General features: G+C 71.3%; 28 protein-coding genes and 2 pseudogenes. 15 read left to right on the forward strand and 15 right to left on the reverse strand.

Annotation, left to right across the window (positions count from 1 at the left end):
- Positions 1–75 precede the first annotated feature (75 nt).
- Positions 76–723, reverse strand: a complete 648-nt coding sequence (locus ABZ714_RS09255) for a hypothetical protein (RefSeq protein ID WP_358824528.1) — start codon at positions 721–723, stop codon at positions 76–78.
- Between the two features lie 168 nt (positions 724–891).
- Positions 892–2,112: a helix-turn-helix transcriptional regulator gene (locus ABZ714_RS09260; protein ID WP_358824529.1), complete on the reverse strand. Its 1,221-nt coding sequence runs from the start codon at positions 2,110–2,112 to the stop codon at positions 892–894.
- 223 nt (positions 2,113–2,335) lie between these two features.
- On the opposite strand from ABZ714_RS09260, the gene amcB reads away from it, so the two are divergent.
- Genes amcB through ABZ714_RS09280 form a run of 4 tightly spaced genes read left to right on the forward strand, consistent with a single transcriptional unit; the run spans position 2,336 to position 5,037 of the window.
- Positions 2,336–3,409 (forward strand): cyclophane-forming radical SAM peptide maturase AmcB, encoded by a 1,074-nt coding sequence (gene amcB, locus ABZ714_RS09265; RefSeq protein ID WP_358824530.1) that lies wholly within the window; start codon positions 2,336–2,338, stop codon positions 3,407–3,409.
- On the forward strand, positions 3,387–3,572 hold the full coding sequence (gene amcA / locus ABZ714_RS09270) for a multiple cyclophane-containing RiPP AmcA (protein ID WP_358824531.1): 186 nt from the start codon (positions 3,387–3,389) through the stop codon (positions 3,570–3,572). The genes amcB and amcA overlap by 23 nt, the downstream gene beginning before the upstream one ends.
- Positions 3,573–3,632: 60 nt before the next feature.
- Positions 3,633–4,307, forward strand: a complete 675-nt coding sequence (locus ABZ714_RS09275) for a pentapeptide repeat-containing protein (protein ID WP_358824532.1) — start codon at positions 3,633–3,635, stop codon at positions 4,305–4,307.
- A 13-nt stretch (positions 4,308–4,320) separates the two neighbouring features.
- The gene (locus tag ABZ714_RS09280; protein ID WP_358824533.1) at positions 4,321–5,037 is read left to right on the forward strand and encodes a hypothetical protein; all 717 of its coding nucleotides are present in this window, start codon (positions 4,321–4,323) and stop codon (positions 5,035–5,037) included.
- A gap of 19 nt (positions 5,038–5,056) precedes the next feature.
- On the opposite strand, the gene ABZ714_RS09285 is transcribed toward ABZ714_RS09280, so the two are convergent.
- The gene (locus ABZ714_RS09285; protein WP_358824534.1) at positions 5,057–5,512 is read right to left on the reverse strand and encodes an Lrp/AsnC family transcriptional regulator; all 456 of its coding nucleotides are present in this window, start codon (positions 5,510–5,512) and stop codon (positions 5,057–5,059) included.
- Positions 5,513–5,634: 122 nt separating this feature from the next.
- On the opposite strand from ABZ714_RS09285, the gene ABZ714_RS09290 reads away from it, so the two are divergent.
- Complete coding sequence (locus ABZ714_RS09290) at positions 5,635–6,186, forward strand: alpha/beta hydrolase (protein ID WP_358824535.1); 552 nt, start codon at positions 5,635–5,637, stop codon at positions 6,184–6,186.
- A gap of 13 nt (positions 6,187–6,199) precedes the next feature.
- Here ABZ714_RS09290 and ABZ714_RS09295 read toward each other — a convergent pair whose 3' ends face one another.
- From ABZ714_RS09295 to ABZ714_RS09310, 4 genes are read right to left on the reverse strand one after another with little or no spacing between them, the layout of a single operon-like run.
- Positions 6,200–6,415 carry a DUF397 domain-containing protein gene (locus ABZ714_RS09295; protein ID WP_358824536.1) on the reverse strand — a complete coding sequence of 72 codons (216 nt, stop codon included), beginning with the start codon at positions 6,413–6,415 and terminating at the stop codon, positions 6,200–6,202.
- Positions 6,412–6,615 (reverse strand): DUF397 domain-containing protein, encoded by a 204-nt coding sequence (locus tag ABZ714_RS09300; RefSeq protein WP_358824537.1) that lies wholly within the window; start codon positions 6,613–6,615, stop codon positions 6,412–6,414. The genes ABZ714_RS09295 and ABZ714_RS09300 overlap by 4 nt, the downstream gene beginning before the upstream one ends.
- 53 nt (positions 6,616–6,668) lie before the next feature.
- Positions 6,669–6,872 (reverse strand): DUF397 domain-containing protein, encoded by a 204-nt coding sequence (locus ABZ714_RS09305; RefSeq protein ID WP_358824538.1) that lies wholly within the window; start codon positions 6,870–6,872, stop codon positions 6,669–6,671.
- Complete coding sequence (locus ABZ714_RS09310) at positions 6,869–7,696, reverse strand: helix-turn-helix transcriptional regulator (RefSeq protein WP_358824616.1); 828 nt, start codon at positions 7,694–7,696, stop codon at positions 6,869–6,871. Before ABZ714_RS09310 ends, ABZ714_RS09305 begins: the two co-directional genes overlap by 4 nt.
- 104 nt (positions 7,697–7,800) lie before the next feature.
- On the opposite strand from ABZ714_RS09310, the gene ABZ714_RS09315 reads away from it, so the two are divergent.
- From ABZ714_RS09315 to ABZ714_RS09325, 3 genes are read left to right on the forward strand one after another with little or no spacing between them, the layout of a single operon-like run.
- The gene (locus tag ABZ714_RS09315; RefSeq protein WP_358824539.1) at positions 7,801–8,010 is read left to right on the forward strand and encodes a hypothetical protein; all 210 of its coding nucleotides are present in this window, start codon (positions 7,801–7,803) and stop codon (positions 8,008–8,010) included.
- Positions 8,000–8,245, forward strand: coding sequence for a hypothetical protein (locus tag ABZ714_RS09320; protein WP_358824540.1), 246 nt, complete (start codon positions 8,000–8,002; stop codon positions 8,243–8,245). Before ABZ714_RS09315 ends, ABZ714_RS09320 begins: the two co-directional genes overlap by 11 nt.
- Positions 8,242–8,424, forward strand: coding sequence for a hypothetical protein (locus ABZ714_RS09325; RefSeq protein ID WP_358824541.1), 183 nt, complete (start codon positions 8,242–8,244; stop codon positions 8,422–8,424). The genes ABZ714_RS09320 and ABZ714_RS09325 overlap by 4 nt, the downstream gene beginning before the upstream one ends.
- A gap of 263 nt (positions 8,425–8,687) precedes the next feature.
- On the opposite strand, the gene ABZ714_RS09330 is transcribed toward ABZ714_RS09325, so the two are convergent.
- Positions 8,688–9,398: a GNAT family N-acetyltransferase gene (locus ABZ714_RS09330; protein WP_358824542.1), complete on the reverse strand. Its 711-nt coding sequence runs from the start codon at positions 9,396–9,398 to the stop codon at positions 8,688–8,690.
- A 189-nt stretch (positions 9,399–9,587) separates the two neighbouring features.
- Here ABZ714_RS09330 and ABZ714_RS09335 point away from each other — a divergent pair, with 189 nt between their 5' ends.
- Both ABZ714_RS09335 and ABZ714_RS09340 read left to right on the forward strand, forming a co-directional pair.
- Positions 9,588–9,836: a hypothetical protein gene (locus ABZ714_RS09335; RefSeq protein ID WP_358824543.1), complete on the forward strand. Its 249-nt coding sequence runs from the start codon at positions 9,588–9,590 to the stop codon at positions 9,834–9,836.
- Positions 9,833–10,078 carry a hypothetical protein gene (locus tag ABZ714_RS09340; protein ID WP_358824544.1) on the forward strand — a complete coding sequence of 82 codons (246 nt, stop codon included), beginning with the start codon at positions 9,833–9,835 and terminating at the stop codon, positions 10,076–10,078. Before ABZ714_RS09335 ends, ABZ714_RS09340 begins: the two co-directional genes overlap by 4 nt.
- Before the next feature lie 191 nt (positions 10,079–10,269).
- Here the strand turns inward: ABZ714_RS09340 and ABZ714_RS09345 are convergent.
- Positions 10,270–11,364, reverse strand: a pseudogene (locus ABZ714_RS09345) (hypothetical protein); the annotation flags it as partial.
- Positions 11,365–11,579: 215 nt separating this feature from the next.
- Between ABZ714_RS09345 and ABZ714_RS09350 the strand changes: the two are divergent.
- The 3 genes from ABZ714_RS09350 to ABZ714_RS09360 all read left to right on the forward strand — a co-directional run bounded on the left by ABZ714_RS09350 (position 11,580) and on the right by ABZ714_RS09360 (position 14,960).
- Positions 11,580–11,978, forward strand: coding sequence for a hypothetical protein (locus ABZ714_RS09350; RefSeq protein WP_358824545.1), 399 nt, complete (start codon positions 11,580–11,582; stop codon positions 11,976–11,978).
- A gap of 221 nt (positions 11,979–12,199) precedes the next feature.
- A complete protein-coding gene (locus ABZ714_RS09355; RefSeq protein ID WP_358824546.1) occupies positions 12,200–12,535 on the forward strand; it encodes a hypothetical protein in 336 nt (111 codons plus the stop codon).
- A gap of 13 nt (positions 12,536–12,548) precedes the next feature.
- Positions 12,549–14,960, forward strand: coding sequence for a tetratricopeptide repeat protein (locus tag ABZ714_RS09360; RefSeq protein WP_358824547.1), 2,412 nt, complete (start codon positions 12,549–12,551; stop codon positions 14,958–14,960).
- Here the strand turns inward: ABZ714_RS09360 and ABZ714_RS09365 are convergent.
- From ABZ714_RS09365 to ABZ714_RS09385, 5 genes and pseudogenes are all read right to left on the reverse strand, one after another.
- Complete coding sequence (locus ABZ714_RS09365) at positions 14,951–15,163, reverse strand: hypothetical protein (RefSeq protein ID WP_358824548.1); 213 nt, start codon at positions 15,161–15,163, stop codon at positions 14,951–14,953. The two genes, ABZ714_RS09360 and ABZ714_RS09365, sit on opposite strands and share 10 nt — an antisense overlap.
- Before the next feature lie 37 nt (positions 15,164–15,200).
- Positions 15,201–15,575 (reverse strand): annotated as a pseudogene (locus tag ABZ714_RS09370) (hypothetical protein); the annotation flags it as partial.
- 76 nt (positions 15,576–15,651) lie between these two features.
- A complete protein-coding gene (locus ABZ714_RS09375) occupies positions 15,652–17,109 on the reverse strand; it encodes an amino acid permease (protein WP_358824549.1) in 1,458 nt (485 codons plus the stop codon).
- 260 nt (positions 17,110–17,369) lie between these two features.
- A complete protein-coding gene (locus ABZ714_RS09380) occupies positions 17,370–18,803 on the reverse strand; it encodes a hypothetical protein (RefSeq protein WP_358824550.1) in 1,434 nt (477 codons plus the stop codon).
- 270 nt (positions 18,804–19,073) lie between these two features.
- Positions 19,074–19,955: a ferredoxin gene (locus tag ABZ714_RS09385; RefSeq protein WP_358824551.1), complete on the reverse strand. Its 882-nt coding sequence runs from the start codon at positions 19,953–19,955 to the stop codon at positions 19,074–19,076.
- Between the two features lie 524 nt (positions 19,956–20,479).
- Between ABZ714_RS09385 and ABZ714_RS09390 the strand changes: the two genes are divergently transcribed.
- Both ABZ714_RS09390 and ABZ714_RS09395 read left to right on the forward strand, forming a co-directional pair.
- Positions 20,480–21,463: a helix-turn-helix domain-containing protein gene (locus ABZ714_RS09390; protein WP_358824552.1), complete on the forward strand. Its 984-nt coding sequence runs from the start codon at positions 20,480–20,482 to the stop codon at positions 21,461–21,463.
- A 362-nt stretch (positions 21,464–21,825) separates the two neighbouring features.
- A complete protein-coding gene (locus tag ABZ714_RS09395; RefSeq protein ID WP_358824553.1) occupies positions 21,826–22,293 on the forward strand; it encodes a MarR family transcriptional regulator in 468 nt (155 codons plus the stop codon).
- On the opposite strand, the gene ABZ714_RS09400 is transcribed toward ABZ714_RS09395, so the two are convergent.
- The gene (locus tag ABZ714_RS09400; protein ID WP_358824554.1) at positions 22,204–22,893 is read right to left on the reverse strand and encodes a DsbA family protein; all 690 of its coding nucleotides are present in this window, start codon (positions 22,891–22,893) and stop codon (positions 22,204–22,206) included. The two genes, ABZ714_RS09395 and ABZ714_RS09400, sit on opposite strands and share 90 nt — an antisense overlap.
- Between the last annotated feature and the right edge of the window lie 105 nt (positions 22,894–22,998).

Below are 22,998 nucleotides of genomic sequence, written 5' to 3' on the forward strand. Positions count from 1 at the left end.
TCACCACAGGAGGATCTTGCTGGCGGCAATCAGACATCGCGTCGTGCGGAGGAGTCGGCACTTCCGCAACACGCTTTAGTCCGGCTGCTCCCAGACGGTCACGGCGAGCCGGACGGGGCCGTTGGCCGGGGCGGCTACGGCTCGTACGTAGACGGTGCGTCCGTCCTGGGTCTGTACGCAGAACCGGGCGCCCCGGGTCAGCTCGGAGTGGTAGCCGCCGTTCTTCTCGATCCGCTCGGCACATTCGGCCTCGCCGGGGACCGGGCCGGAGCCGGGAGGCAGGGGTGCCAGGACCAGGGCGCTGTCCTCGGTACCGATCGTCGGGTCGCCCGAGGTGGCGCCGATGTGGATGTCCACACCCTTGAAGCTCTGGCCGACGATCGGGGGCGCGGAGTCGAGGTCGATCTCCTCGCCGCCGTTGGTGAGCTTGATCCGTACCTCTCCCGAGAACCGGACCTTCGGCGGAGTGCCCTTCTCCGGGGCCGCCGTCGTGGTGGCCGCCGTGTCCTTCCCCGTACCGCCCGCGCCCGACGGCTCCTTGCCCGAGGACGATCCCCGGCCGCTCACCAGCAGCGTCACGATGATTCCGGTGACCGGTATGACGATGCCGACCAGCCACCACGCCCAACGCGGCTGCTGCGGCCGGGGCGGCGGCGGGCCTTGGTAGGGCGGCAGCGGGTGGGTGCGGGGCGGATAGCCATCAGGCCCGGTGGTCATGGACACACAACCTATGGTTTCCGTGTTTCCGTCAACAACCATGAGGTGTACCGAGGTTCGGCGACTCCGGGTTTCCGGACCGGGTGGTCGCCCCGGGCGGTAGAGGCTCGGGGTTCGTCCGGAGGCGTCGTCTGCCGGTTCGTCTTTCGTGGGCGGCGGTGGGAGGTTCCGGGCTCAGTCCAGTGCCGCCAGAGCATCGAACAGCTCCCGGCCCTCGGAGGCCCTCCGGCGGATCAGGATCCCCGCCACTCTGCGCAGTTCTCCCCATGCGTGAGGGCGGCCGACCTCGGAGGCGTCGGGCAACACGCCCAGAGCTGCGGAGAGCGCGGCCTCCGCCTCTCCGGCGCCCGCGTACGAGTGGGCCAGGCAGGACCCGTACCAGGCCCGGTCCCTGCGATAAGCGGGAGCGAATCCCGCCAATCCGGCTGTCAGGTTCCCGGTCGCGCTCGCCCATTCCTTCAGATGCAGGTCGGCCATACCGCGTTGTGCGGCGAACCACGACTCCCCGTAGAAGTACAGCCACGGTGGCGCGTCCGATGCCGCCCCGATGATCCGCTGAGCCTCGTCCAGCCTGCGGTACGCGTCACCGGCGTCGCCTTCGAGAGCGTGCCCGCGTCCGGCCATCTGGACAGCCATGGCCCTCGTGGCGTCGCTCGCTCCCGCCGTCGACGCGGCGGCCTCGCCGAGCCGGACACAGCGCCGTCCCCGACCCCGTGACCACGCCAGGTGTGCCTTCATGCTCATGGTGGTGGCCGCCATGTCCCCGTACCCGGATTCCAGCGCCCAGTCGTAGGACCGGTCGAACCACCCCAGCGCCACCGGGGCGTTGTCCTGGTCCTGCGCCATCCAGGCCAGGAACTGCGCGTACTCGGCCAGCAGCCTGACCACGCGATCCGCCAACGGTCCCCGGGCCTGGTCGTAGAGGGCGGCCACTTCCTCGAACTGGGCGGTCACCAACGGGGCGATCGAGCGTGATCCCACGGTGTCCTCTGCCCGGCGATGCGCGGCCAGTAAGGCGTCCATCGCGTCGAGCGAGGCGGCATCCAGGCGCAGTCCGCGTTTCCTTATGGCGATCAGCCTCTCCACGTCGGTATCGGACACCACCCCGGGCAGCACGAGCGACGGCATGGGAAGTTCGTCGCGCCGCACACCCAGTAGCTCAAGAGGGACACCAAGGCCGAGCACGATTCGCTGCCGAACTTCGGCGGACGTCACCGTGCGCCGCCGGTTCTCGATCGCCGAGACATCCGGCTGCGCGAGACCCACGAGGGCACCGAGCTTGCTCTGGCTGCTGCCGGTGAGCTTGCGCCAGGTTTTCAGCAGTACCGGCCAGTCCTCCATTGAGGCGGCTGCGCGCAGCCCGGGGTGTGCCCACACATTCGGCTCCGGCTCCATCACCGAAATATAGGACGGCCCTATAGGACGCCGTAGTGGCCGCGGGACTCCCGGCCCGCCAAGGTGGTCGAGCATCCGGAGCACGGGCCGCGTCGCATACTGACGCAGCCCTGCGGAATACGGAGTGGACCACGGCCGCCGACGGCCTCGAGTCGGCCCTGCACCCGGCATGGAGAGGAGCACGATGCCTACCCGGCTCGCTCGCATCCCCGGATCAGTGATCATGCAACCGACCACGCAGTGCCTGCCCATGGACTGCGCGTACTGCTATCTGCCGTTCCGAAAGGCGAAGCACCTCATGTCGGTAGAGGTGGCCGAAGCCGTGGCCGGATCTGTCAATGAGTGGGCCAGGACGAACCCGAGGTTCGAGGTCGTATGGCACGGCGGGGAGCCGCTGGCGGCCGGACGCGAGCACTGGGCCGCCCTCATGGCGCCGTTCGAGGGCATTGAGCACTCCGTGCAGACCAATGCGGCCCTGATCGATGACGCGTGGTGCGAGTTCCTGCTGGAACACCGGATCCGTACGGGTATCAGCATCGACGGGCCCGAGGACATGAACACCCACCGGCTGACCGTCGCCGGCCGCCCGGGCTTCCGCGTCATCATGCGCGGCGTAGAACGGTTACGCCGCCACGGGATCCCGTTCTCCGCCATCGCGGTCGTCTCCGACCCTGCTCCGGAGAAGGCGAGCCGGTTCTACGATTTCTTCGCCGACCTGGGCGTGACCACCCTCGGAGTGAATGTCGAGGAGGAAGAAGGAGTCAACCGGGGCGTGAAATGCGCCGATCCCGTACGGGCAACGGAATTCTGGGCCGCTCTGGTGGACGCCTGGCGGGCCAATCCGGTCATCCGGCTGCGCGAGGTGGACCGCGTACTCGACTTCGTCGGTGCGGTCCTGGGCCGCCGTGTCACGTCCCCGGCACCGGCCTCAGCCCTCTGGGATCCCATGCCCACCGTCGCCTACGACGGTGGTGTGGTCATGCTCTCTCCGGAGCTCGCCGGGTTCACCGACGCTCGCTTCGGCGACTTCACCACCGGCAATGTGATCAGGACCAACCTGGATGTCCTCGTGTCCGACGCCGAACACCGCACCCCCTGGATCACCGAATTCTGGAGCGGTGTGGATTCCTGCCGCGCCACCTGCCCCACCTTCGCGTTCTGCGGAGGAGCCCACGCGGCCAACAGGTACTTCGAGCACGACGGCCGCTTCGACGGAACCAGGACCCGGTACTGCACCACCGCCAAGATCGCCTTGATCGAAGGAGTGACGCGACATGTCCGTGCGCACCGCCCCTGACGCCATCGGGCTCGTGATGAACTCGGCCCCGGGATTCGCATCCCTCCTGGAGGCCGGACCCGCCCCGCGCAACAGCGGTCCGTTCGACAACCGTCCCACCTGGGACAACCCCACGCCCGTCTTCGACAACCGTCCCACCTGGGACAACTGGAAGAAGAAGTAGTCCGATGGGGCCGCCCGTCGGCGATGGCGGGCGGTCTCGGTACCGCGTTGAAGGAGCACCATGGCCAGCCGTACCTTCGGCCACACCACAGTGACCACTCCCGACCTCGACGAACCTGGCCTGTACCTGACCAGGGTCGATTCGCTGGACAGCCCTCGTGGCACTGTGCAGGACTTTGCGTACGGGGACATGGGCCTGCGCGCACTCGTCCTCGCCGATGCGCAACTCCTCACCGGCAGAATCAGCGACGTCCGCGCGGAGCACGTGGAGTTCGACGCCGTCGACCTTCATGGGGTCGAGGTCACCGGCAGCGACCTCGGTTCCGTCCGCTGGCGCGGCAGCAAGCTCACCCGGGTCCACTTCCGCGACTGCAAGGTCATGGGGGCCGCGATGGACGACCTGGTCCTGGACGACGTGCTCTTCGAGAAGTGCCGTTTCGACTACACCGCCTTCGAAAGGGTCCGGGCCACCGGCCCCGTCGCTTTCGTCGGCTGCGTCTTCACCGAGGCCACTTTCACCGACTGCGACCTGTCCGGTGCGGTGTTCTCGGAATGCGTTTTCGGACTGACCGAGTTCGGGGGCGGCCGGTACCGGGACACCGATCTGCGGGGTAACGACCTCTCGCGGATCCGGGGTGTCACCAACCTGGCGAAGGTCCGGATCGACCCGGGGCAGCAAATGGACCTTGCCCAGGCCCTTGTGAACGAACTCGACATCACCATCGGAGACGACTGAACAGGAGGCCCACGTGCCCCTGCACATCGCGTTGAACGACCTGGACGTACTGCGGGAGCGGTGCGAGACGGCCACGGTTCACACGGTGAACGTGGATCCGGCATACGAAGAGGGGGCTGTGGTCCCCTCCGGCCCGTGGCAGCCGCTCACGGAGGCGGATGCCCTCTCGCTGGCCGCCCGGCCCGGTACACGGGCTACGACACTGGTGGAGATCGTCCGCCCACCTGCTCCGAGCGACAAGGGGCTGGAAGATCTGGCGAAACCGCTGGGCGACGACGATGCGCACTACCTCGGGCAGACTCATTCCGGGCCCGGCACGGCAACGACGACGGAGAACTACCGGGACGGCAGACTGATCGGCCTGCACCTCGACAACTGGGACAAACTGATCTACGGGAAGAAACCCGGAGGTCGGCGGCGCCTCGCCCTGAACCTGGGGCCGGGCACCCGGTACCTCATCGTCGGCACGCTCGACGCGCAAGCTGTGTGCCGGGCGGTGTATCCCGAGGACTACATGTACCGGTATCCCGCTACCGACGACTACCGAAAGCACGTGGGTGCCGGGCAGACGATCCAGGTTCACCGCATCCGCCTTGCGCCGGGAGAGGGCTACATCGCTCCCACCGAATATCTGCTGCACGACGGCTCGACCGAAGGACAGGACCACCCCTCGACCGCCGCGTTCTGGCTCGGCAACTGGGCATCGGGGATCTTGCCGTCGCTGATCTAGCCGCCGGGCGGCGGGCGGCTCAGGACGAGGCCGGTGGTGTCGTCGGCAGTGGCTTCGGCGGGTAGCTGCGCAGGACGAGCGACGTGGAGACCGGTCCGTACCGGGCCAGGGAGTCCACGATCTGTTCGAGGCGTTCGGCGTGCGAGCAGTGGACGTCGAGCAGGAGGCATTCCTCGCCCGTGATCCGGTACGTCGAGACGATCTCGGGGGTCCCGGCGGCCAGGGCGAGCGCCGGAGCGAGCCGTACGGGGGTGGTACGGAGCCGGATCACCGCATGGATGTTCAGACCGACCTCGGCCGGGGCGACGACGGCCCGGTAGCCGGTGATGATCCCGAGCTTTTCCAGGCGCTGGATGCGGGCGGCGGCGGCCGGCTGGGAGAGTCCGACGCGGCGGCCGACCTCCGCGCCGGTGAGACGGCCGTCGTTCTGGAGGAGTTCCAGGATGGCCCGGTCGATCGGGTCGAGTGATTCCATCGCTGTCGCCCCCACTTTCTTTGAGATCGCTTGCGGGGGCCCGATTCCGTCGCCGTTCCATCGAGAATCGCCCCGAGGCGCCCCCGTATCGGCGGGGCCCGAGACGGAAAGGGCGACAGACGATGGTCGCGTACGTCATCATCCCCGGGATCTACGGCTCCGACGAGCGCCACTGGCAGAGCCGGTGGGAGAAGCGATGGGGCTCCTCGGCGGTCCGGACCGCCCCGGCGTCGTGGAGCGAGCCCGATCTGCCGGACTGGGTCGCCGCGATCCAGTCCGCGTACGAGATCGCCGCCGGGCGCGACCACCGGGTGGCGCTGGTGGCACACAGCCTCGGCTGCTGGGCGGTCGCGCACTGGCTCCGGGAGACCCGCCCCGACGCGGTGACGACCTTCCTGGTCGCCCCGCCCGACACCCATGACCCCCGCTTCCCGCGCGACGCGGCCCGGACGTTCGTGGATCTGGAGGCCCTTCCCCTGCCGGGCCCGAGCCTGCTGGTGGCCAGTGACGACGATCCGTACTGCGACGCGGAGACATCCCTGTCCCTCGCGAAGGGTTGGCAGACGCGGGCCCTCGTTCTTGAGGGCCGGGGTCACATCAACTCGGACAGCGGTCTGGGGGACTGGCCGAAAGGGCTGGAACTGCTGCGGGGGCTGGTCGACGGCGACAGTTGAACGGGGCGGTTGCTCAGACGCCGCGAAGACCGTCGGTCTTGACGCCGTTGACGAACGCGGCGAAGGCGGGTGCGGCGATGGCGAGGGCCGGTCCGGTGGGGTTCTTGGAGTCCCGGACCGGGACGACGCCGGTTGTCGCGGTGTGTTCGGGGGCCCACTCGACGCAGGCACCGCCGTTGCTGCTGTACGAGGACTTGATCCACGCCAGGGTGTCGGGTGACGCCGTCATGGCGAGACCACCTCGCCGGACTTGATGCCCGTGAGGAAGGCGGCGAAGGCGGGGGTGGGGATGGTGAGGGTGGGCCCGTCCGGGAGTTTGGTGTCCCGGACGGGCACGATGCCGTACGTGTCGGCCAGGTTGGCGGCGATCGCGACGCAGTCGCCGCCGTGGTTGCTGTACGAGGACTTGAGGAACGCGGGTGCGATCACAGTGACCTCTTTCGCAGCGGTCGTGGAGCTACCCGGCTCAGCGTAGGGCGGGGTCAGACGGCTTTGAAGTCGCCGGTCTTGACGCCCGTCAGGAAGGCTGAAAATGCCTGCGCGGGGAGGGCGAGGGCCGGTCCGGTGGGGTTCTTGGAGTCCCGAACCGGGACAGTGCCGTGAGATATGACCAGGTTGGCGGCGACCTCGACGCATGCACCGCCGTGGTTGCTGTACGAGGAGGTGAAGAACTGCGGCTCGGTCACAGTGTGCCCTTTCGTAGCTGGTCGATCATGGCCACGGTAGCGGCCTGGGGGAGCGCTTCAATCTGTAGCTGATGGTAGGCCGTCAACAGTCGTACGACGATTCGAATATCCCTGTCCAGCCGCCCCTGAGCGGCCGATTCCGCGTAGGACACCGTTGATCGATCTGCGAGGGTCAGGAGCCATACTGGGAGATCCAAGGACCGCCGCTCTCCCATGCCGTACGGCGCGATTTGGAGGGCAGCATTTGGCTGCTCGGCGAACTCGATCAGGCGGTCCATCTGGGCGACCATTACCTTGGGGCCACCGATGGGGCGCCGGATACAGCTCTCGTCCAGGACCGTGTACACGAGCGGGGCGGGAGTCCGCTCCAGGGACGCTTGTCGTCGTGCAAGGAGTGCCAGCCGTTCCTCAGCCTGCTGTTCGGTGAACAACCCTCGCCGTACGTCGGCGTCCGCCAGCACCTGCGCGTACTCAGGAGTCTGAAGCAGGCCCGGGACGATACCCACTTCGAACATCCGGATTTCCACCGCGTGCGCCTCTTGTGCGGCGTACTCCGGGAACCCCTCCAGGATCGCGCTGTTTCGCACGGCCTGGCCCTGACGCTCAAGTTTGTCGCCCGTTCCGAACGCCTTGTCGGCACTTGCCGCGAATCGAGCAGTTGGAGACCGCCGACCAGTTTCGATGGCGGAGATATGCGTGCCGGAGTACCCCATTCGGTCCGCGAGGTCGTCCTGTGTCCAGCCGCGTTCGTCCCGTAAGGCGCGGAGACGTTGGCCGAAGGCGGCGCCCGGGGACTCGTCGGGGTTGAGTTCTTTCCTGTTCAACGTTCCCACCTAACTATCCGTGCAATTCACGCAAGTTGAGGAGACTCCGACTGTAGGCGACTCTGATGCTCCGCGTAGTGGGAACGCTACAGAGAGGAGTGGTCATGCCTGTTGTTGTCCACAGTCCGGCCCGGGAGTCCCAGTTGGATGCTCTGATCGCGGCCGGTGGTTACTGGGGGCTCGCGCCGGATTGGGTGCCGCGTACCGGATACGCCCGTGACCGGGACACTCTGATCACGGCCCTCGCCGCCCTCCGGCGGCTGGTGCAGAACGAGACGGCGCGGCTGCGGAGGGGGCGGACCCATGCGCACTGACAACAACACCCCTGACTGGACCCCGCAGATCGGCGGCAACGCCCGCGATGCGACCCGCGACAAGGTCGGCCGGGTGATGGACCGTACGTACGGCCGTTACTGGCTCCGGCCCATCGGTGGCGGGATCGAGTGGGACGTCCCCGCCGCCGACCTCCGCCCGGTTACCACGGCCGAGCTGCTCGCTGAGGCCGTCGCTGAGGCCAACGAGCGTTCCAGCAAGGGGGACCTCGGATGACCGAGCAGCCCATCACCGCCCCCGCCGCCGCCGGGTGCACGCTCTGTCGTGAGCTGGTGGAGCAGGAGCGGGCGGCGAAGGCCGCGGGGGATCAGTCCCTGGCCGTCGACTGCCGCGTACTCCTCCAGCGCCACCGGGATGCCGAGCACCACCGGCCCCGGACGACGGCCGAGGACTGATCCACCCCGCACGAAGGACTTCCCCCGGCGGACCCGCCGACCGCCCGCCGGGGGAACCGTGGAGAACCCCGCCATGACCCGCGACGCCCTGCTCTCCCAGGCGCCCGAGCCCGTCGACGCCACCTGCGTCCAATGCGGGCAACGAACCTGCGCACCCGTCGAAGTCGGGGTGATAGAGCGGACGAGCGGGCCGCCCGTCGTGCTGTACGCCTGTCCCCGCTGCGTACTCCGTCACACCGCCGGACCCACCCCCGACGAAGACGTCAACAGCGTGCGGTCCAGATCCAGCCCAGTGGCGTGAGGCCGAGCGCGCGGGCGACGGATCGGGAGGCGTGGTTGTCGGCGGTGGTGCTGTAGAAGAGCACGGACCGCGTACGGCGCTCACGCTCCGCCCAAGCCGCTACGACTGCGGGCGCGAGGCGTTTGCCGCGCCAGTCGGGGCGGGTCCAGATGCCGGTCTCGGCGGCGGTGGCGTTGGACGCCGGGGTGAAGCAGATCGAGACCGGCTCCCGGTCGTGAACGGCCATCGCCCACTTCCCCATCCGCCCGCCGATCAGCTCGTCCCACTCGCCGGGCTGCCAATTGTCGGGCCGTACGAGATCCCGGGCGGTGTCCCGGCCTTCGGAGGTGGAGGCGATGACGGGCAACGGAGCCGGTTCCGGCACGGTGAGACGGTCCGGGAAGACGCAACACGGGCCGCCCTCGACGGACACGGTCCGGTCTTCGAGGGACGTGCCCAGATGCCGAACGACGTCGGGCAGCCGGTCGGGGACGTACTCCTGCTCCATGCCGTCGAGGGAGCCGGGGAGCGGGAGTCCGGGCGCGAGTGCCAGGAGCCGTGCGCGCGGGGACCAGGCCCACACCGCGAGCGGGGACGGATCTCTCAGGGTCGCTCTGCCCGGCACCGCGTCCGGGACGAGTCCGTAGTTCGCGTCGATCTCCAGGGCCAGCAGTCGTCCTTCGTCCCAGCTCATGGCCGAGAGGCTAGCTTCGGTTTTCGGCTGGGAGGGGAGATCTTCCCTCGCGGGCATATGCCTATGCGCCCCTGAACTGCCGCGCGCGCCCCTTCTTCATACGCCACCGGAGGGGGCCTCTCGACCTACGCTGGCCCCGCCCCGGCGGGCGGCAGGCGCTCCACCGGAGCCCAAGGAGAGGAACCAGAGATGTCCGAACCCGGGCCGTCGCGATGGACGGTTCGCCATGAGGAGCGGGTGGACGTGCCGACCACGGTCGATGCCGTCCGGGCCGCGCTGCCCGATGCGCAGAGGCTTCTCTTCGATGAGGAGTTGGGCCGGGCCACGGTGGAGACGGTTGCCGACGTCGTACGGCACTGGATCCTCGAACTCGCCTCCGATCCGGAGGACGAAGAGGAGTTCGCACGGCTGGAGGCGGAAAACCGGGGGGTGGCGTGAGCCGCTATGCCATCGCGTACGCGCCAGTCGCGGAGTCAGCACTCAAGCAGTACTCCGGGGCCGCCGGATTCCGGGCCGCGATGGCGTCGACGCTGGGCCGGGACCCGTACGGCCATGGATCCACGGCTGTCGGCGGGGAGCGCGACCGTCGGGAGGCGACCATCGCGGGCGTCTTCATTCGCTACTACGTCGCCGAGAACATTGTGAAGATCACGGTGGTTCGGATGGTTCCTCCGCCGTGACACCAGAGCGTGATCAGTGAGGGCCCTGGCAGGCCGTGTGACCGGATCGGACGTCCCGCTGCCGGGTCACGGCAGAGTCGGGATCCCCGATGAGTAAGCCCACCCGGCAGCCCCGGGCCGCCTTGCGCCGGATCAGCGCCGGGAAGTTCGGGATCTGCGTCCAGAAGAAGTAGTTGGTGTACGGCTGGGGCTTACAGCCGCGATATCAGATCCGACATGGCCGCGAGGGGCAGCGAGGGATTGGCGGCGGCCGCCTCCACCAACTGCCAGTCGGGGTCGGTGAGCAGCTCTTCGATAATCGGTGGCGGAAGTGCCGCATGACTGGCGGCTATAGGTCTCGCCCGTGCCTCCGCCAGGCAGGCGAGCAGCGCTGGTGCCGTCGCGTTGCGATGCCGGGCGATCTCGCGGAACGCCTTGTGTGCGGATGGTTCGTGCCGGGCGAGGTCCTCCAGAAGTGCCGGAGTCGCGTCCGGGTTCGCGGCCACCTTCGCGACGACCCGGACTCCGTGCCGGTCGAGCATGGCGCGCAGTCGGGCTTCCGAGAGGCCCGGGTGCGGAGCGATGGACTTGGCCACCTTCGCGTCCGCGTCGGCGGCCAGGCCGTCGCGTACAGCGGGCGGCAGATCGCGGCGCTGGGCTATGAGCATCCGCGCGGCCGGGCTCGGTGATTCGGCCAGCTCCCGGATCTCGTCGGGGGATGCCGAGGCGATCCGTGGCAGCAGAGTGGCGCCGACCCTGGTAGTGCCGACCAGGTGCGTCAGCACGTCGAGCGGTACGAGTGGGTTGTGGGCGAGCCTGCGTCGTACTTCGTGGTCACGGTCGGTGGCCAGCACGCGGATCAGGGCCTCGTCGATCGCCGGGTTCTCGGCGAGGTCGGCTCGAACACCGGGATTCGAATCCACGGCGAGCCGAGCGCAGACCTCCGACGGCAGATCGGGACGGTCGGCGAGCGCCCAGCGGAGCAACAGCGAAGGGTGGTCGACGAAGCCGACGACGGCTTCGGTGGGTGTGGCCGGGTTTCGGATGGCCATCTGTTGCATGTCGTGCCTGGTGGACTCGTGGGAGCCGTCGCAGGAGGCGCCGGACGGAAGATCGCAGTCGAGTCGCGAGCAGTGCGGATCGTGCGCGAACGGCACCGTTTCGCGGTCGCAGACCAGGCACCGCTGTGCGGGTGGCAGGCCCTCGCCGGTGAGCAGCGCCGCCAGTACGGCCGGTGGCGTCGCCTCGTTGGCCGCCACCGCGCGACGGACCTCGGCATACGGATGCGCCGCGAGCCCGGTGGCGGTTAACAGGAAACCGGCGGAGGCCGGGTCTCACGCCATCGCCCCGGCCCGCGACTGAAAACCGAGTTCCGTCTGGGGTGGCCGAAATGCCGTGGTGTGCCCGGGACGGGCGTTGTCGCCGTGAGCGCGCGGTCCTACGTTTGAAAGTCCTGGACGGGAACCATATGGCGCCCGTCCGGAGACCAGGACGACGTCATCTGTCGTGAAGGGACACGATCATGAGGACATCTGGTTTACGCGCACTGGCACGGGCCGGGACGGCTGTCTTCGGGGCCGCGGCGCTTGCCTTCACCCTTGCCACTCCGGCTCAGGCCGACGGGCCCATGGCCTACGCCGCGGGGGGTGCCGGGAAGGGGTACTTCAAGTCCTACGGGGACTACTTCTACATCATGGACACCAAGGGCGACGGGCATTCGGCCGTGCTCCAGTGGAAGAGCTCCAGCGGCCGGGAAGGGGATGACTGGGACATCGACGGCGCCAACAACGGCTGGACCGTCGTCAACCGGAACTTCCCCGAGCAGGACACCGTGCAGTACCGGGCCTGTTGGGGCGAGTGGGGTAACCAGTACATCCATATCGCCAGCTGTTCGAGCTGGGTGACCACCTCCGCGGGCTGAGGCAAACGAGTCCAGGCTCGGCGAGGGTTCGTACGCCGAGCCGGGGCCCGCGCTCCGGTGACCCGTCGCCGCTGCCGTCTCCCACACCCCATACACCCCACGGGCCCACAGCCGCACGCTTTTCGCGGTTCGGGCGAAACCCCGGCCGGCCAACGGGACAATACAGGACAGCGGGCCGTCTGCCGTCCGGCGGCGGTGTATCCGGATGAGGGAGAGCCGCCGTGTCACGGGGATGGAAGATCACGGTCATCGTGGCGGCCGGGCTGGGGATCGTGTCCACGCCGCTGGTCTGGCTGTTGGACGGGCCCGGTGCCGGGCAGTTGGCCGGGGCGTCCGTGCAGGCCGCCGTCGCCGTCGTCGCCCTGGTCTGGGCCGTACTGCAACGGCCGGACCCGAGCGGGCCTGCGGACCGGGCCAGTCAGACCGGGGCCGCCACGGACGGCGGGGTCACCGGGATCAGGCGGCCCGGTGGGCGGGGGAGCGGGTCCGCCGGTGCCGAGCGGACCGGGGAGGCCCGCGGGCCGGGCTCCGTCTCCGGTATCGACTACTCGGAGTAGAGAACCCGTACCCATGGCGAAGGCGACGAGGTGTACGGCGGGCGGCGAGGAGCCCGAGCCGTCGGTGACCGCGGCCGATACCGGCAACGCGCATGCCACCGGCGCTGCGACCGCGATCAGCGGTGTCGTGCACACCCTCAACATCCAGCAGCGGGTTCCCCCGAAGCCGGTCTCCTGGCCGCATCAGGTCGGGGTGATCCCGTCCCCGGCGCGGTCCTTCCAGCACCGGGCCGAGGTGGACCGGCTGCGGGCGGCGGTCCAGGGCGGCGGTAGGGCCGTACTGCCCCAGGTCCTCACCGGGATGGGCGGCGTCGGGAAGACCCAGCTCGCCGCTGACTACGCCCGTACCGCCTGGGCGGACGGCGGCCTGGACGTCCTGGTCTGGGTCACCGCCAGTGCCCGGTCCCCCGTCGTGGCCGCCTACGCGCAGGCCGGTGCGGAGCTGTGCCGGGCCGACCCCGACGCCCCCGAGCAGGCCGCGAAGAAGTTCCTGGCCTGGCTCGCGCCGAAGTCCGGCCAGCGGCCGTGCCGTTGGCTGATCGTCCTGGACGACGTCGCCGATCCCGGTGATCTGATCGTCCACCCCGACAATCCCGGCGACCCCGGTGGCCGGTACGGACTCTGGCCGCCCGCCAGCCCGTACGGCCGGACTCTCATCACCACCCGCCGCCGCGACGCCGCCCTGTTCGGAGAGGGGCGCCGCCGGGTCGAGGTCGGGTTGTTCACGCCCGCCGAGTCGGTCGCCTACCTCGCCTCGGCCCTGGCCGCCCAGGGCCGTACCGAACCCGCCGACCAACTCGCGGCGCTGGCCGGGGAGCTGGGGCATCTGCCGCTGGCCCTCGCCCAGGCCGCCGCGTATCTGGTCGACTCCGGCGAGACCACGGCCGCCTACTGCCGCCTGCTGGCCGACCGCGCCACCAAACTCACCGACCTCGCCCCCGACTCCCTGCCCGACGAGCAGGCCGCCGCCCTCGCCGCCGCCTGGTCCCTCTCCGTCGAACGTGCCGACTCGCTACGGCCCGCCGGACTGGCCCGGCCCGTACTCCGGCTGGCTTCCCTGCTCGACGCCAACGGCATCCCCCAGGACGTCCTGACCGGGGAGACCGCCCGCGCGTACGTCTCCGAACCCGATCCCGACCCCGGCCCGGCGCGGCGGCGGAAGGGGCGGCGGGCCTGGTGGCGGGGCGGGCGACGGCGCCCCGGGCCGCCGGTCACCGCCGAGGACGCGTTCGGCGCCCTGCGCGCCCTGGACCGGCTCAGCCTCGTCGACCACCAGCCGGACATCCCGCACCAGGCCGTCCGGGTCCACCAGCTCGTCCAGCGCGCCACCCGCGACACCCTCACCCCCGACCAGCGCGAACGGGCGGCGCGGACCGCCGCCGACGCCCTGATGGCCGCTTGGCCCGAGGTCGAACGCGATACCGATCTCGTCCAGGCCCTCAGGGCCAACACGGCCGCCCTCACCAGCATCGCCGAGGACACCCTGTACCGGCCCGCCCCGCATCCGCTGCTCTTCCACATCGGCGGCAGCCTCGGCACGGGCGGGCAGGTCAGCGCCGCCCGCGACCACTTCGACCGGCTGGCCGCCGCCACCGCCCGACGGCTGGGCGCCGATCACCCCAGCACCCTCGACACCCGCCGCTACTTCGCCCGCTGGCAGGCGATCGCCGGTGGCCCACGCGATGCCGTCGTAGCGTTCCGGCGCGTACTGGCCGACACCGAGCGTCTGCTGGGACCTGACCACCCCGACACTCTGGACGCCCGAATCCACCTCGCCTACTGGCAGGGGGAGTTGGGCGACGCGACCGGTGCCGTGATCGCGTTCACCGCTTTGCAGGCCGACTGCCGACGGCTCCTGGGCCCCGATCACCTGCACACTCTCCACTCACGGAAGATCCTCGCCCAGTGGCAGGGGATGACCGGGGACGCGGTCGGCGCGGCGGTCACCCTGACCGAGCTGCTGGCCGACTGCCGCCGGGTCCTGGGGCCGGACCACGAACACACCTTGATCACTTACAGCCATCTCGCCCAGTGGCGGTCGATCGCCGGCGGCCCCGGCGGGGACATCGCCATGTTCGAGCGCGTACTGGCCGACTTCGAACGTGTCCTGGGGCCACGGCACACCTACACCCTGGTCGCGCGCAGCCATCTGGTCCGGCACCGGGCGCAGGACGGAGAGACGGCCGGGGTGTTCCACCAGATCCTGGCCGACTGGCAACAGACCCTCGGTCCTGACCATGCCGACTTCCTGGAGGGGCGCGAGGACATCACCGTCCTGTACGGGCTGGCCGGGCACGCCGTCGGCGCGACGGCGGCGCTCACCGAACTGCTGGCCAGCTTCGAACGCGTCCTGGGCCCCGATCACCCCGACACCGTGAAGGTACGCGGCCTCCTCGCCCGGTGGCGGGGCGACGGTCAGCCCTGAGCGGCCGGTACTTCCGTGCCGCCCGGCGGCAGGTCGTACCGCCCCCGCATCGCCCCCTGCACCCCCAGGCTGAACCCGGCCGCCGCGACGACCGTCACCGTCGCCGCCGCGAAACCCGTGCCGACCGAGAGGACCGCGCCCGCGAGCAGCAGGCGGCCCGGTTCCCTCGGGCGGACCGCCGACAGGGCCACCGCCGGAGTCACGGCACGGGACGCCCGGAGCAGGGGGGACGTACGCCAGCGCCCCGGAGACCGCCGCCCCCGTCAGCAGCGCCGCGCCGCCGTCGACGGCGATCAGGGCGCCGAGGCCGACGGCGATCGCGGCCAGGCCGGTCGCGAGGGCGACCCGGGGGGAGAGCCGGACGGAGGGGATCGGGTGCTGGGGGCGGCCGGTCGCGTCCGGGCGGCGGTCGAACCAGTCGCAGAGGTGGTGCGCCCCGGTCCAGGCGGCCGTGGGCGCCGCGAGGGCGACCGCCGCCACCCCGCGCCCGGCCGGTCGGCGCCCGGCAGCAGCGCCCCGGCGAGGGAGCCCGGGCCGGGGTAGCAGAGCGTGTAGGGGGGGCCAGGTCTGGAGATGGGCGTAGAGCGTCCCCGAGAGGCGCGATGCGCTGGTCATGCCGTCCAACGGTGGAGCGGCGGCCGGGGGTGTCGAAGAGGCGCGGGGGGACGGGCCCGCAGGTCACCCGGCTGCGCTAGACCGTGTCCCGTACGGCGTGCCGCCGCCGGATCAGGAGCGCGTACGCCCCCGCCAGTACCAGCAGCGCCGGTACGCCGACCGCGCACGCCAGCCGCATCTCGGGGACCGCGAACCCGGTCGCGTACACCGACAGCAGGGCCGCGATGCCCAGCAGCGGGGTGATCCGGCCGCCGCGCAGCCGGAGCGTGGACGGCGGGCGGTCCGGGTCCGGGGCGCGGCGGAAGGCGAGCAGGGTCAGCAGGATCACGATCCAGACCGCGACGATCCCGAATGTGCCGAGGGCCAGCAGCACTCCGAAGACCCGGTCGTCGAAGACCGCCGTGACCCCGGCGATCACCAGGAAACCGCAGGCGGAGAGGAGGATCGCCCGGCGCGGGACGCCGTGCCGGGTGGTGGTGGCGAGGGCCCGGGGCGCCAGCTCGTCGTCGCCGAGGGAGTGGAGCATGCGTCCGGCGGCGTAGAGATTGGCGTTGGCGGCGGAGAGCGCCGTCACCAGGACCACGAAGTTGGTGACGGTCGCCGCCGCCGGGATACCGGCGGCGGCGAACATGGTCACGAAGGGGCTGGCCTCGGTGCCGTGCCCGGCGGTGACCTCGGTCCACGGCAGGACCGCCAGCATCACGGCGATCGCGCCCAGGTAGAAGAGGGAGAGCCGCAGGACGAGGGTGCGCAGGGCCGTCCGGAGCGCCGGGCCCGGCTCCTTCGCCTCGGGCGCGGAGACGGCGACGAGTTCGATGCCCGCGAAGCTGAACAGCACGATCGCCATCACCAGCCAGATCGCCGGCGGGCCCTCGGGGACGAAGCCGCCGTGCGCGGTCCAGTTCGCGACGCCGGTCGCGGGCCGCTCGGGGAGCCCGAAGACGATCAGTACGGTGCCGATGGCGATGAACGCGACGACCGCGAACGCCTTGACGGCGCTGAGGACGGACTCGGTGGTGCCGAAGCTCCGCACCCCCGATGTGTTGACGGCCGTGACGGCGGCCGCGAAGACCAGGACCGCCGCCCACAGGGGGACCTCGGGCCACCAGAACCGCAGATAGATCGCGGCGGCCACGACCTCCGAGCCGATCCCGACGATCAGGGCGATCCAGTAGATCCAGCGGACGGAGAACCCGGCGAACGGGCCGAGGAAGCGGCCCGCGATGGCGCCGAAGGAGCCGCGTACGGGGTAGGCGCTGACCATCTCGCCGAGCGCGTAGGCGACGACGAGGGCGATCAGGGCTCCGGCGGCGTAGCTGATCAGTACGGCGGGACCGGCGACCGAGATCGCGGCGCCCGCGCCGAGGAAGAGGCCGGTACCGAGGGCGGAGCCCAGGCCGAGCAGGGCCATCTGGCGCCGGCCGAGGGCGCGGCGGAGTTCCGTGCCGGTTTCGCCGTGCTCGCCGGAGGGGCCGCCTTCGCCGTCGCGTGTGGTGGCCGCCGGGGCCGTCGGGCGGCGGGGAGCGGTGGTCACGGCGGGTCCTCTGGCGGTACGGGGTCGGGGGCGGGCCCGGTCGGGCACACGCTGGGCCGAATGACCGTTTCCGACCTCCTACGGTACCGTCCGCCGCGCCGGAACCGGACCGCCCGATTCCGTTCCCGGGGTCGTCCGCGTACGACCCCGGAGGCGGTACGACCCCGGAGGCCGCCGCGAGGCCGGGGCCGGGGCCGTCCGCGTACGGCCCCTCACCCCGGCCCCTCACCCCGGCCCCGGGTCTTACGACGCGCCGCGCGTCAGGGCGTGAGCCCCGTACCGGCGCTCCACAGCCTGCCGACCCCGCCGACGGCCGTCGTCTGCTGCCACACGGCGGTGGTACGGCTCTCCGGACCGCCGACGACCTGGCCCTGGGCGACCTCGGACGGCTCGGTGCTCAGGGTCTGGGCCGTGGTCCAGCTCCCTCCGGCGGTCCGCCCCGCGTAGTGCACGGTCTGCGGGGAGCCCGACGGCGCCTGCTGCGACCACAGCACGTGGACGGTGCCGTCCGGGCCGGTCTCCGCGTCGAACTCCTCGCGCGGATAGCCGGTCGACAGCAGTTGCGGCGCGGACCAGGCGCCCGTGGCGGGGGAGCGGGTCACGGAGTGGAGCCCGAAGGCGTTGTCCCGGTAGCCGTGCCAGACCAGGGTGATCTCGCCGTTCGGGGCGACCAGCGGGCCGACCCCGCCCGCGCCCGTGTACTCGACGGGGGTGGCCTGCTGTGCCGCGCCCCACTGGGTGCTGCCCGCCGGGCGGACCGCGACGTCCAGGGTCTCGTTCGTCCAGGTGCCCGTGGGGCTGCTGAGCCAGGAGATGACGGCCGAGCCGTCGGCGGCGAGGGTCGCGTCGGCGCCCCCGGCGTCGACCGTCGCGGCGGAGAGCGCGCGCGGTACGGTCCAGGCCGGGGCTCCGGCGGTCCGGTCCACGGCCCGCACCGTCCTGCCGTCGGCCCGGTTCTCGGTCCAGACGACGGTGGCGGTGCCGTCCGGCCCGAGCAGGGTGTCCGGGCCGCCCTCCAGGGTCTCGGCGGGTGTGTTGTCGAGCTTGACCGGGGCCGACCAGGCCGCGCCGGTGCCCGCGCGCTCGGCGACGTAGACCGCGGTGGCCCGGTTCTCGTACCGGGACCAGGACACCACGGCCTTGCCGCCGGTGCCCACGGCGGTCGAAGCGTCGATGTAGTTGACCCCGGTGGCGATGTCGACGGGCGCCGAGAAGGCCGTGGCGCCCGGGGCGAGGACGGCCGTCCGGATCGTGTTCGTCGCCGCCCGGTTGATCCAGGTGAGGGTGAGGGAGCCGTCCGGACCCGGGACCAGCTCGACGCTCTCCAGACCGGTCGGCAGATTGTCCACGACGACCGGCGCGCCCCAGACGGCGCTGTTCGCGGGCCGGATCGCGATCTGGAGGTCCATCCGCCCGGAGCCGGGGGTCTCGCGGTAGGAGACCGCGACGACGTCCCCGGTCCCGGTGGTCCGTACGTCGACGACGCTGACCCCGTCCGCGGCGGTCGCCGAGAGGCTGGTGGGGGTGGACCACGGTCCGGTGACCCCGGCGCTCGCCGGGCCGCCGGCGAGCAGGGCGGGGGCGAGCAGTGCTCCGACGAGTGCCGTACGGGCGGTCCACCGGCGCCGGGCGACCGCTCCGGTGGCGGCGGCGGTGGCGCTGACGGGTGCCTGCGGCTGGACCTGCTGTCTCAAGGAAGCCTCCGGGGCGTCGCTGCTGCTGCGGTTGCTACTGCGGGCGGGCACGGGGGAGCGGGCCGGGACCCGCGACGGGCCCGGCCGATGGCGGTCGATTTGTCGACCTCCCCCGTGCGATCGCCCGGAAGCTACCACCGGTTCCGAATCACCGCAGGACAAAGGGGGTGGAGGGGGTACGGCGGCGGGTGATCGCATATCCCCGTCGCCCGCGGGGAATGAATCATCCCCCGCGGGGACGCTGTTGGACGCCGACGCCGCCTCGGGCCGCTACCAGCGCACCGCCGTGAAATCGATCGGCCGGGGCCGCATCAGCGCCGCCCGGTCCGCCAGGGCCAGCAGCCGGCTCCGCGTCTCGGCGGGCGGGAGCCGCCGTCGCTCGCCGTGCCCCGGCAGCACCCACTCGCAGCGCAGCAGCCCGGCCGTACGGGCCAGCGATACCGCCAACTCCTCGACGGAGTACCAGGTCACGCTCTCCGCGATCTCGAAGTCACCGGTCGTACGGGACCAGTAGAAGCTGTCCCCGCTGAAGCAGTAACGGTCGTCCGCGAGATAGAGCACGCTGCCCCGGGTATGGCCGGGCAGCGGATGGACGGTGACCCCGGGGGCGATCTCTTGCGGCTCGGTCCCGGTGACGACCCGGTCCGCGTCCGGGGCCGCGTCGAGATCGCCCTCGTGGATCCAGAGCCGGGCGCCGTAGTGGTCGGCGTAGCGGCGGCCGTGCGCGGCATGGTCGCGATGGGTCAGCAGTACGTCGGTGACGGGGCCCGCGACGGCGGCGTACCGGTCGGCGAGTTCCCGGTTCCACCGGGGTGTGTCGATCATCATCGCGGTGCCGGAAGGGCGGCGTAACAGATAGGAGTTGGCGCCCGCGGTGTGCGTGGAGTTGTGGCCGCAGAGCAGCACGGTGCCGGTGTCGTCGACGGCCGTCGGGAAGGGGTCGAGCGCCGGGTCGAGCCGGAGCCCGGGGCCGGGGTGGACGGAGCGGGTGGGGCAGGCGTACGCGGCCGTGTACAGCAGCCGGACCTCGGTCTCGCCGTCCGGCTCGCGGACGACCCGGGAGGCTCCGTCCGCCTCGGCGATCAGGCCGGGCGCGAGTTGCCTGGCCACATCGCAGTTCGTACAGCGGTCGTCCACGTACCAGCCGGTCACGGCGGGCTCCTTCCGGAAGGGGGCGGCGGCCGGGGTCGGTTCCCCCGGGCGCGGCGGCGCCGGGGCCGCCGTACCCAGGGATAACGCGGGCGCGGCCGGGATCGGTAGCCCCCGCGGATCTAGTACTTCCGCTTGAGCTGCCATCCTTCGGGAGGTCGGTTGGGTGTTTTGCGGCGGTACGCCATGACTTGCTCCCGGCCCGGTGGTCGACGGCCCGGCCGTCCGGCGGCCGTCACCGTGTTCCCGCCCGCGTCCCGCCCGCGTCCCGGCCTCGCCCCGCGCCGACGCGCCTGCGAACCCGCCGTACCGCAGAAGAAGAGGCGGCGATGCCACCCGCCGCAAAAATCCGCTCAGTTCGGCAGGTCTTCGAGTCGTCGTCTTTTCGCGGGGATGCCTTTCGGGTTCGGCGGGCCGCGCCCGTACGCGCTCCGGGCGGCCTGATCCGGGCCACCGCCGTACCCGGGCCTTACGGCCGACTGTCAGGGAAACGGCCTCCTGGCGCGCCACTGGGTACGTTCGATCCCATGGCAGTGATCGCGTTCCTCTTCGCGGACGGAGTCCCCGGCCATCACCTGGGTATCGCCCCCATGGTCTTCACCACGGCCGCGCGCACCGTCCGGACCGCCGCGTACGACGTACGGGTCGCCTCCGCCACCGGGACGGTCGTCACCGGGGATCCACCGCTCGGCCTCTCCACCCCCTGGCGGCTCGACGCGCTCGACGGCCTCGGCCCCGCCGACACCGTCTTCCTCGCCGGGCACGAGCGCTACCGGGAACCCCCGCCGCCCGCCGCCGCCGCGGCGCTGCGCGACTGCGCGGACCGGGGCTGCCGGATGGCGGCGGTCGGTACGGGCACCTTCACCCTCGCCGCCCTCGGCCTGCTCGACGGGCGCCGGGCCACCACGTCCTGGCCGCATACCCGGGAACTCGCCCGGCTCCATCCCCGGGTCACCGCGGTCCCCTCCGGCGACCCGGCCACCGTCGACGGCCCCTTCCACACCGCGGCCGGGATCTTCGGCGGGGTCGACCTCGCCGTCGACCTGGTCGAACGCGACCACGGGGTGCTGATAGCGGCATCCGTCGCCCGGCGGATCGTGATGCCGCTGCACGACCAGACGGTGGCGGACGCGGCCGAACTGGAGCGGGCGCACACCGAGCCGACGACGCTCGGGCCGACCCTGGAGTGGCTGGAGACCCAGTTCCACCGCCCGGTGACCCTCACCGAGATCGCCGACCACGCGCGGATCAGCGTCAGTACCCTCAACCGCCGCTTCCGGGCCCAGACCGGGCACTCCCCGCTCCAGTACTTGTTACGGGCCCGGCTCCACGAGGCCCAGCTCCTGCTGGAGAACACCGCCGTACCGATCGAGGGCATCGCCCGCCGTACCGGCTTCGGCTCCGGGGCGAACCTGCGCCACCACTTCACGCGGCTCACGGGCACCGGACCACGCGCGTACCGCGCGGCGTCCCGGGTCCTGGCGGCGACGCTGGCCAAGTCGGCGGACTAGGGCGTGTCTTGTGGATCCGCCGGGCCCGGGGCGGGCCGGATCGGGTCGGCCGCGGCGGTGCGACGGATTCCGCCACGGGGAGCGCGAAGTCTGTCCGGTTCAAGACGAGTCGCCTAGACTTTGCCGGTCGAGTGCCCCGGGGTAACCGAATCCGGTGCAATGCCCGCCGCCGGTGTTCAGAGTCGCTGTGAACGGCTGTGAAAAGGATGAATCATAGCCCCGGCCAATCCTTCCACACTCTCCACTCGCCGATAATTTATGAAGAAAACAATTCTGAGTAGGATGCGGGGAGCGCGGGTTCCACCCCCCACGGCGCGGGAAACGCGCGACTGTGCGGGAAAATGCCGCGAAAGAGGAGAGACGTGAAGAAACCCGCATCGGACAGGTCTCCGGTGTCATTGGAGGCGTTGGCCGCGAAGGCCGCCCTGCTGGCCCGTCTGGTGAATGCCGCGGCCCGGTCCGCCGCTTCCGGAGCCGGTCTCACCAAGGCCGACGCGGATGTGCTGACGGCCCTGAACGCAGCGCCCCGGCAGCGGCTGCGGCCGACCTGTCTCGCGACCGCCTGCGGGCTGTCCTCGGGCGGTACCAGCAACGTCATCCTGCGGCTCGCCCAGGCCGGATACGTCAACCGGGAGGCGCACCCGGAGGACGGCCGCAGCTCCTGGGTGCGGCTCACCCGGGAGGGGCAGGCCCTCGCCGGGGCGGTGCTGGAGTCGGCCGCGCGGGACCACGCCGTGCTGCTAGATCGCCTGCCGTCCGGAGTCGCCGACCAGCTCGACGAACTTCTCGACGTCGCCCTGGGACACCTTCAGGACCGAACCGCCCGGTAGCCGGGTCCCGGCAGCGGCGGAGCGGTCCCGTTCGGCCGCCGCGACCAGGCCGACGAGCTGCCCGTCCGCCGGGAAGCCCTCCAGCCGGTAGCCGCCGACGTCGATGGTGGGCGTCAGCCTGACGGGCGGCCGGCGTACCGGTGCCGGCGTCCCGGCCCCCCGGTGGGCGTGGAGCCGTGAGCCGACCGTCGTGGTGAAGTCGTCCCGGTCGAGCCCCGCGTCCGCGGCGGCCCGGGCCAGCACCCCCGGATCGGCGATGTCCTGGGACCGGGTGAAGAACGCGGTGAAGACCCGCTCGGTGTACTCGTCGCCGCGGCCGCGGTCGACGGCGTACCGGTGGCCCAGCGCGGCGGGCCGGGTGGCGACCGCGCACGGGGGTTTTCGGTGCACCTCCACCTCCAGCCGCCCGGCCAGCGGCCGGACGCTGTGCTCCCACACCCCGGCCGCCCAGACCGGATCGCTCAGGACCCCGCGTTCGATCGCGCAGGCGTGCCAGGAGATCCGGGCACCGGTGCCCGCCAGCTCATTCGGCAGCGCGCGCCGGAGCAGATAGCTGAAAGGGCACCCGAAATCGAACCAGACCTCGATCGCAACGGCCATTGCACGTATCGCCTCTCGGTACCAGCGTCATGCACCATGCGCTAGCCGGATCCCGGCGCGCCCTTTTTCAGCGATCGCGGGCGCTGACGCACGATACTCCCCCGT

The sequence above is a fragment of the Streptomyces sp. NPDC006798 genome, assembly GCF_040635975.1.
Taxonomy (GTDB): domain Bacteria; phylum Actinomycetota; class Actinomycetes; order Streptomycetales; family Streptomycetaceae; genus Streptomyces.

What these genes read in the sequence shown, in the direction of transcription:
- ABZ714_RS09260 (WP_358824529.1), bottom strand. Translation starts at nt 2,112, where the DNA reads ATGGAGCCGGAGCCGAATGTGTGGGCACACCCCGGGCTGCGCGCAGCC.
- amcB (WP_358824530.1), top strand. Translation starts at nt 2,336, where the DNA reads ATGCAACCGACCACGCAGTGCCTGCCCATGGACTGCGCGTACTGCTAT.
- amcA (WP_358824531.1), top strand. Translation starts at nt 3,387, where the DNA reads ATGTCCGTGCGCACCGCCCCTGACGCCATCGGGCTCGTGATGAACTCG.
- ABZ714_RS09275 (WP_358824532.1), top strand. Translation starts at nt 3,633, where the DNA reads ATGGCCAGCCGTACCTTCGGCCACACCACAGTGACCACTCCCGACCTC.
- ABZ714_RS09285 (WP_358824534.1), bottom strand. Translation starts at nt 5,512, where the DNA reads ATGGAATCACTCGACCCGATCGACCGGGCCATCCTGGAACTCCTCCAG.
- ABZ714_RS09290 (WP_358824535.1), top strand. Translation starts at nt 5,635, where the DNA reads ATGGTCGCGTACGTCATCATCCCCGGGATCTACGGCTCCGACGAGCGC.
- ABZ714_RS09295 (WP_358824536.1), bottom strand. Translation starts at nt 6,415, where the DNA reads ATGACGGCGTCACCCGACACCCTGGCGTGGATCAAGTCCTCGTACAGC.
- ABZ714_RS09315 (WP_358824539.1), top strand. Translation starts at nt 7,801, where the DNA reads ATGCCTGTTGTTGTCCACAGTCCGGCCCGGGAGTCCCAGTTGGATGCT.
- ABZ714_RS09320 (WP_358824540.1), top strand. Translation starts at nt 8,000, where the DNA reads ATGCGCACTGACAACAACACCCCTGACTGGACCCCGCAGATCGGCGGC.
- ABZ714_RS09325 (WP_358824541.1), top strand. Translation starts at nt 8,242, where the DNA reads ATGACCGAGCAGCCCATCACCGCCCCCGCCGCCGCCGGGTGCACGCTC.
- ABZ714_RS09330 (WP_358824542.1), bottom strand. Translation starts at nt 9,398, where the DNA reads ATGAGCTGGGACGAAGGACGACTGCTGGCCCTGGAGATCGACGCGAAC.
- ABZ714_RS09335 (WP_358824543.1), top strand. Translation starts at nt 9,588, where the DNA reads ATGTCCGAACCCGGGCCGTCGCGATGGACGGTTCGCCATGAGGAGCGG.
- ABZ714_RS09350 (WP_358824545.1), top strand. Translation starts at nt 11,580, where the DNA reads ATGAGGACATCTGGTTTACGCGCACTGGCACGGGCCGGGACGGCTGTC.
- ABZ714_RS09360 (WP_358824547.1), top strand. Translation starts at nt 12,549, where the DNA reads ATGGCGAAGGCGACGAGGTGTACGGCGGGCGGCGAGGAGCCCGAGCCG.
- ABZ714_RS09390 (WP_358824552.1), top strand. Translation starts at nt 20,480, where the DNA reads ATGGCAGTGATCGCGTTCCTCTTCGCGGACGGAGTCCCCGGCCATCAC.
- ABZ714_RS09400 (WP_358824554.1), bottom strand. Translation starts at nt 22,893, where the DNA reads ATGGCCGTTGCGATCGAGGTCTGGTTCGATTTCGGGTGCCCTTTCAGC.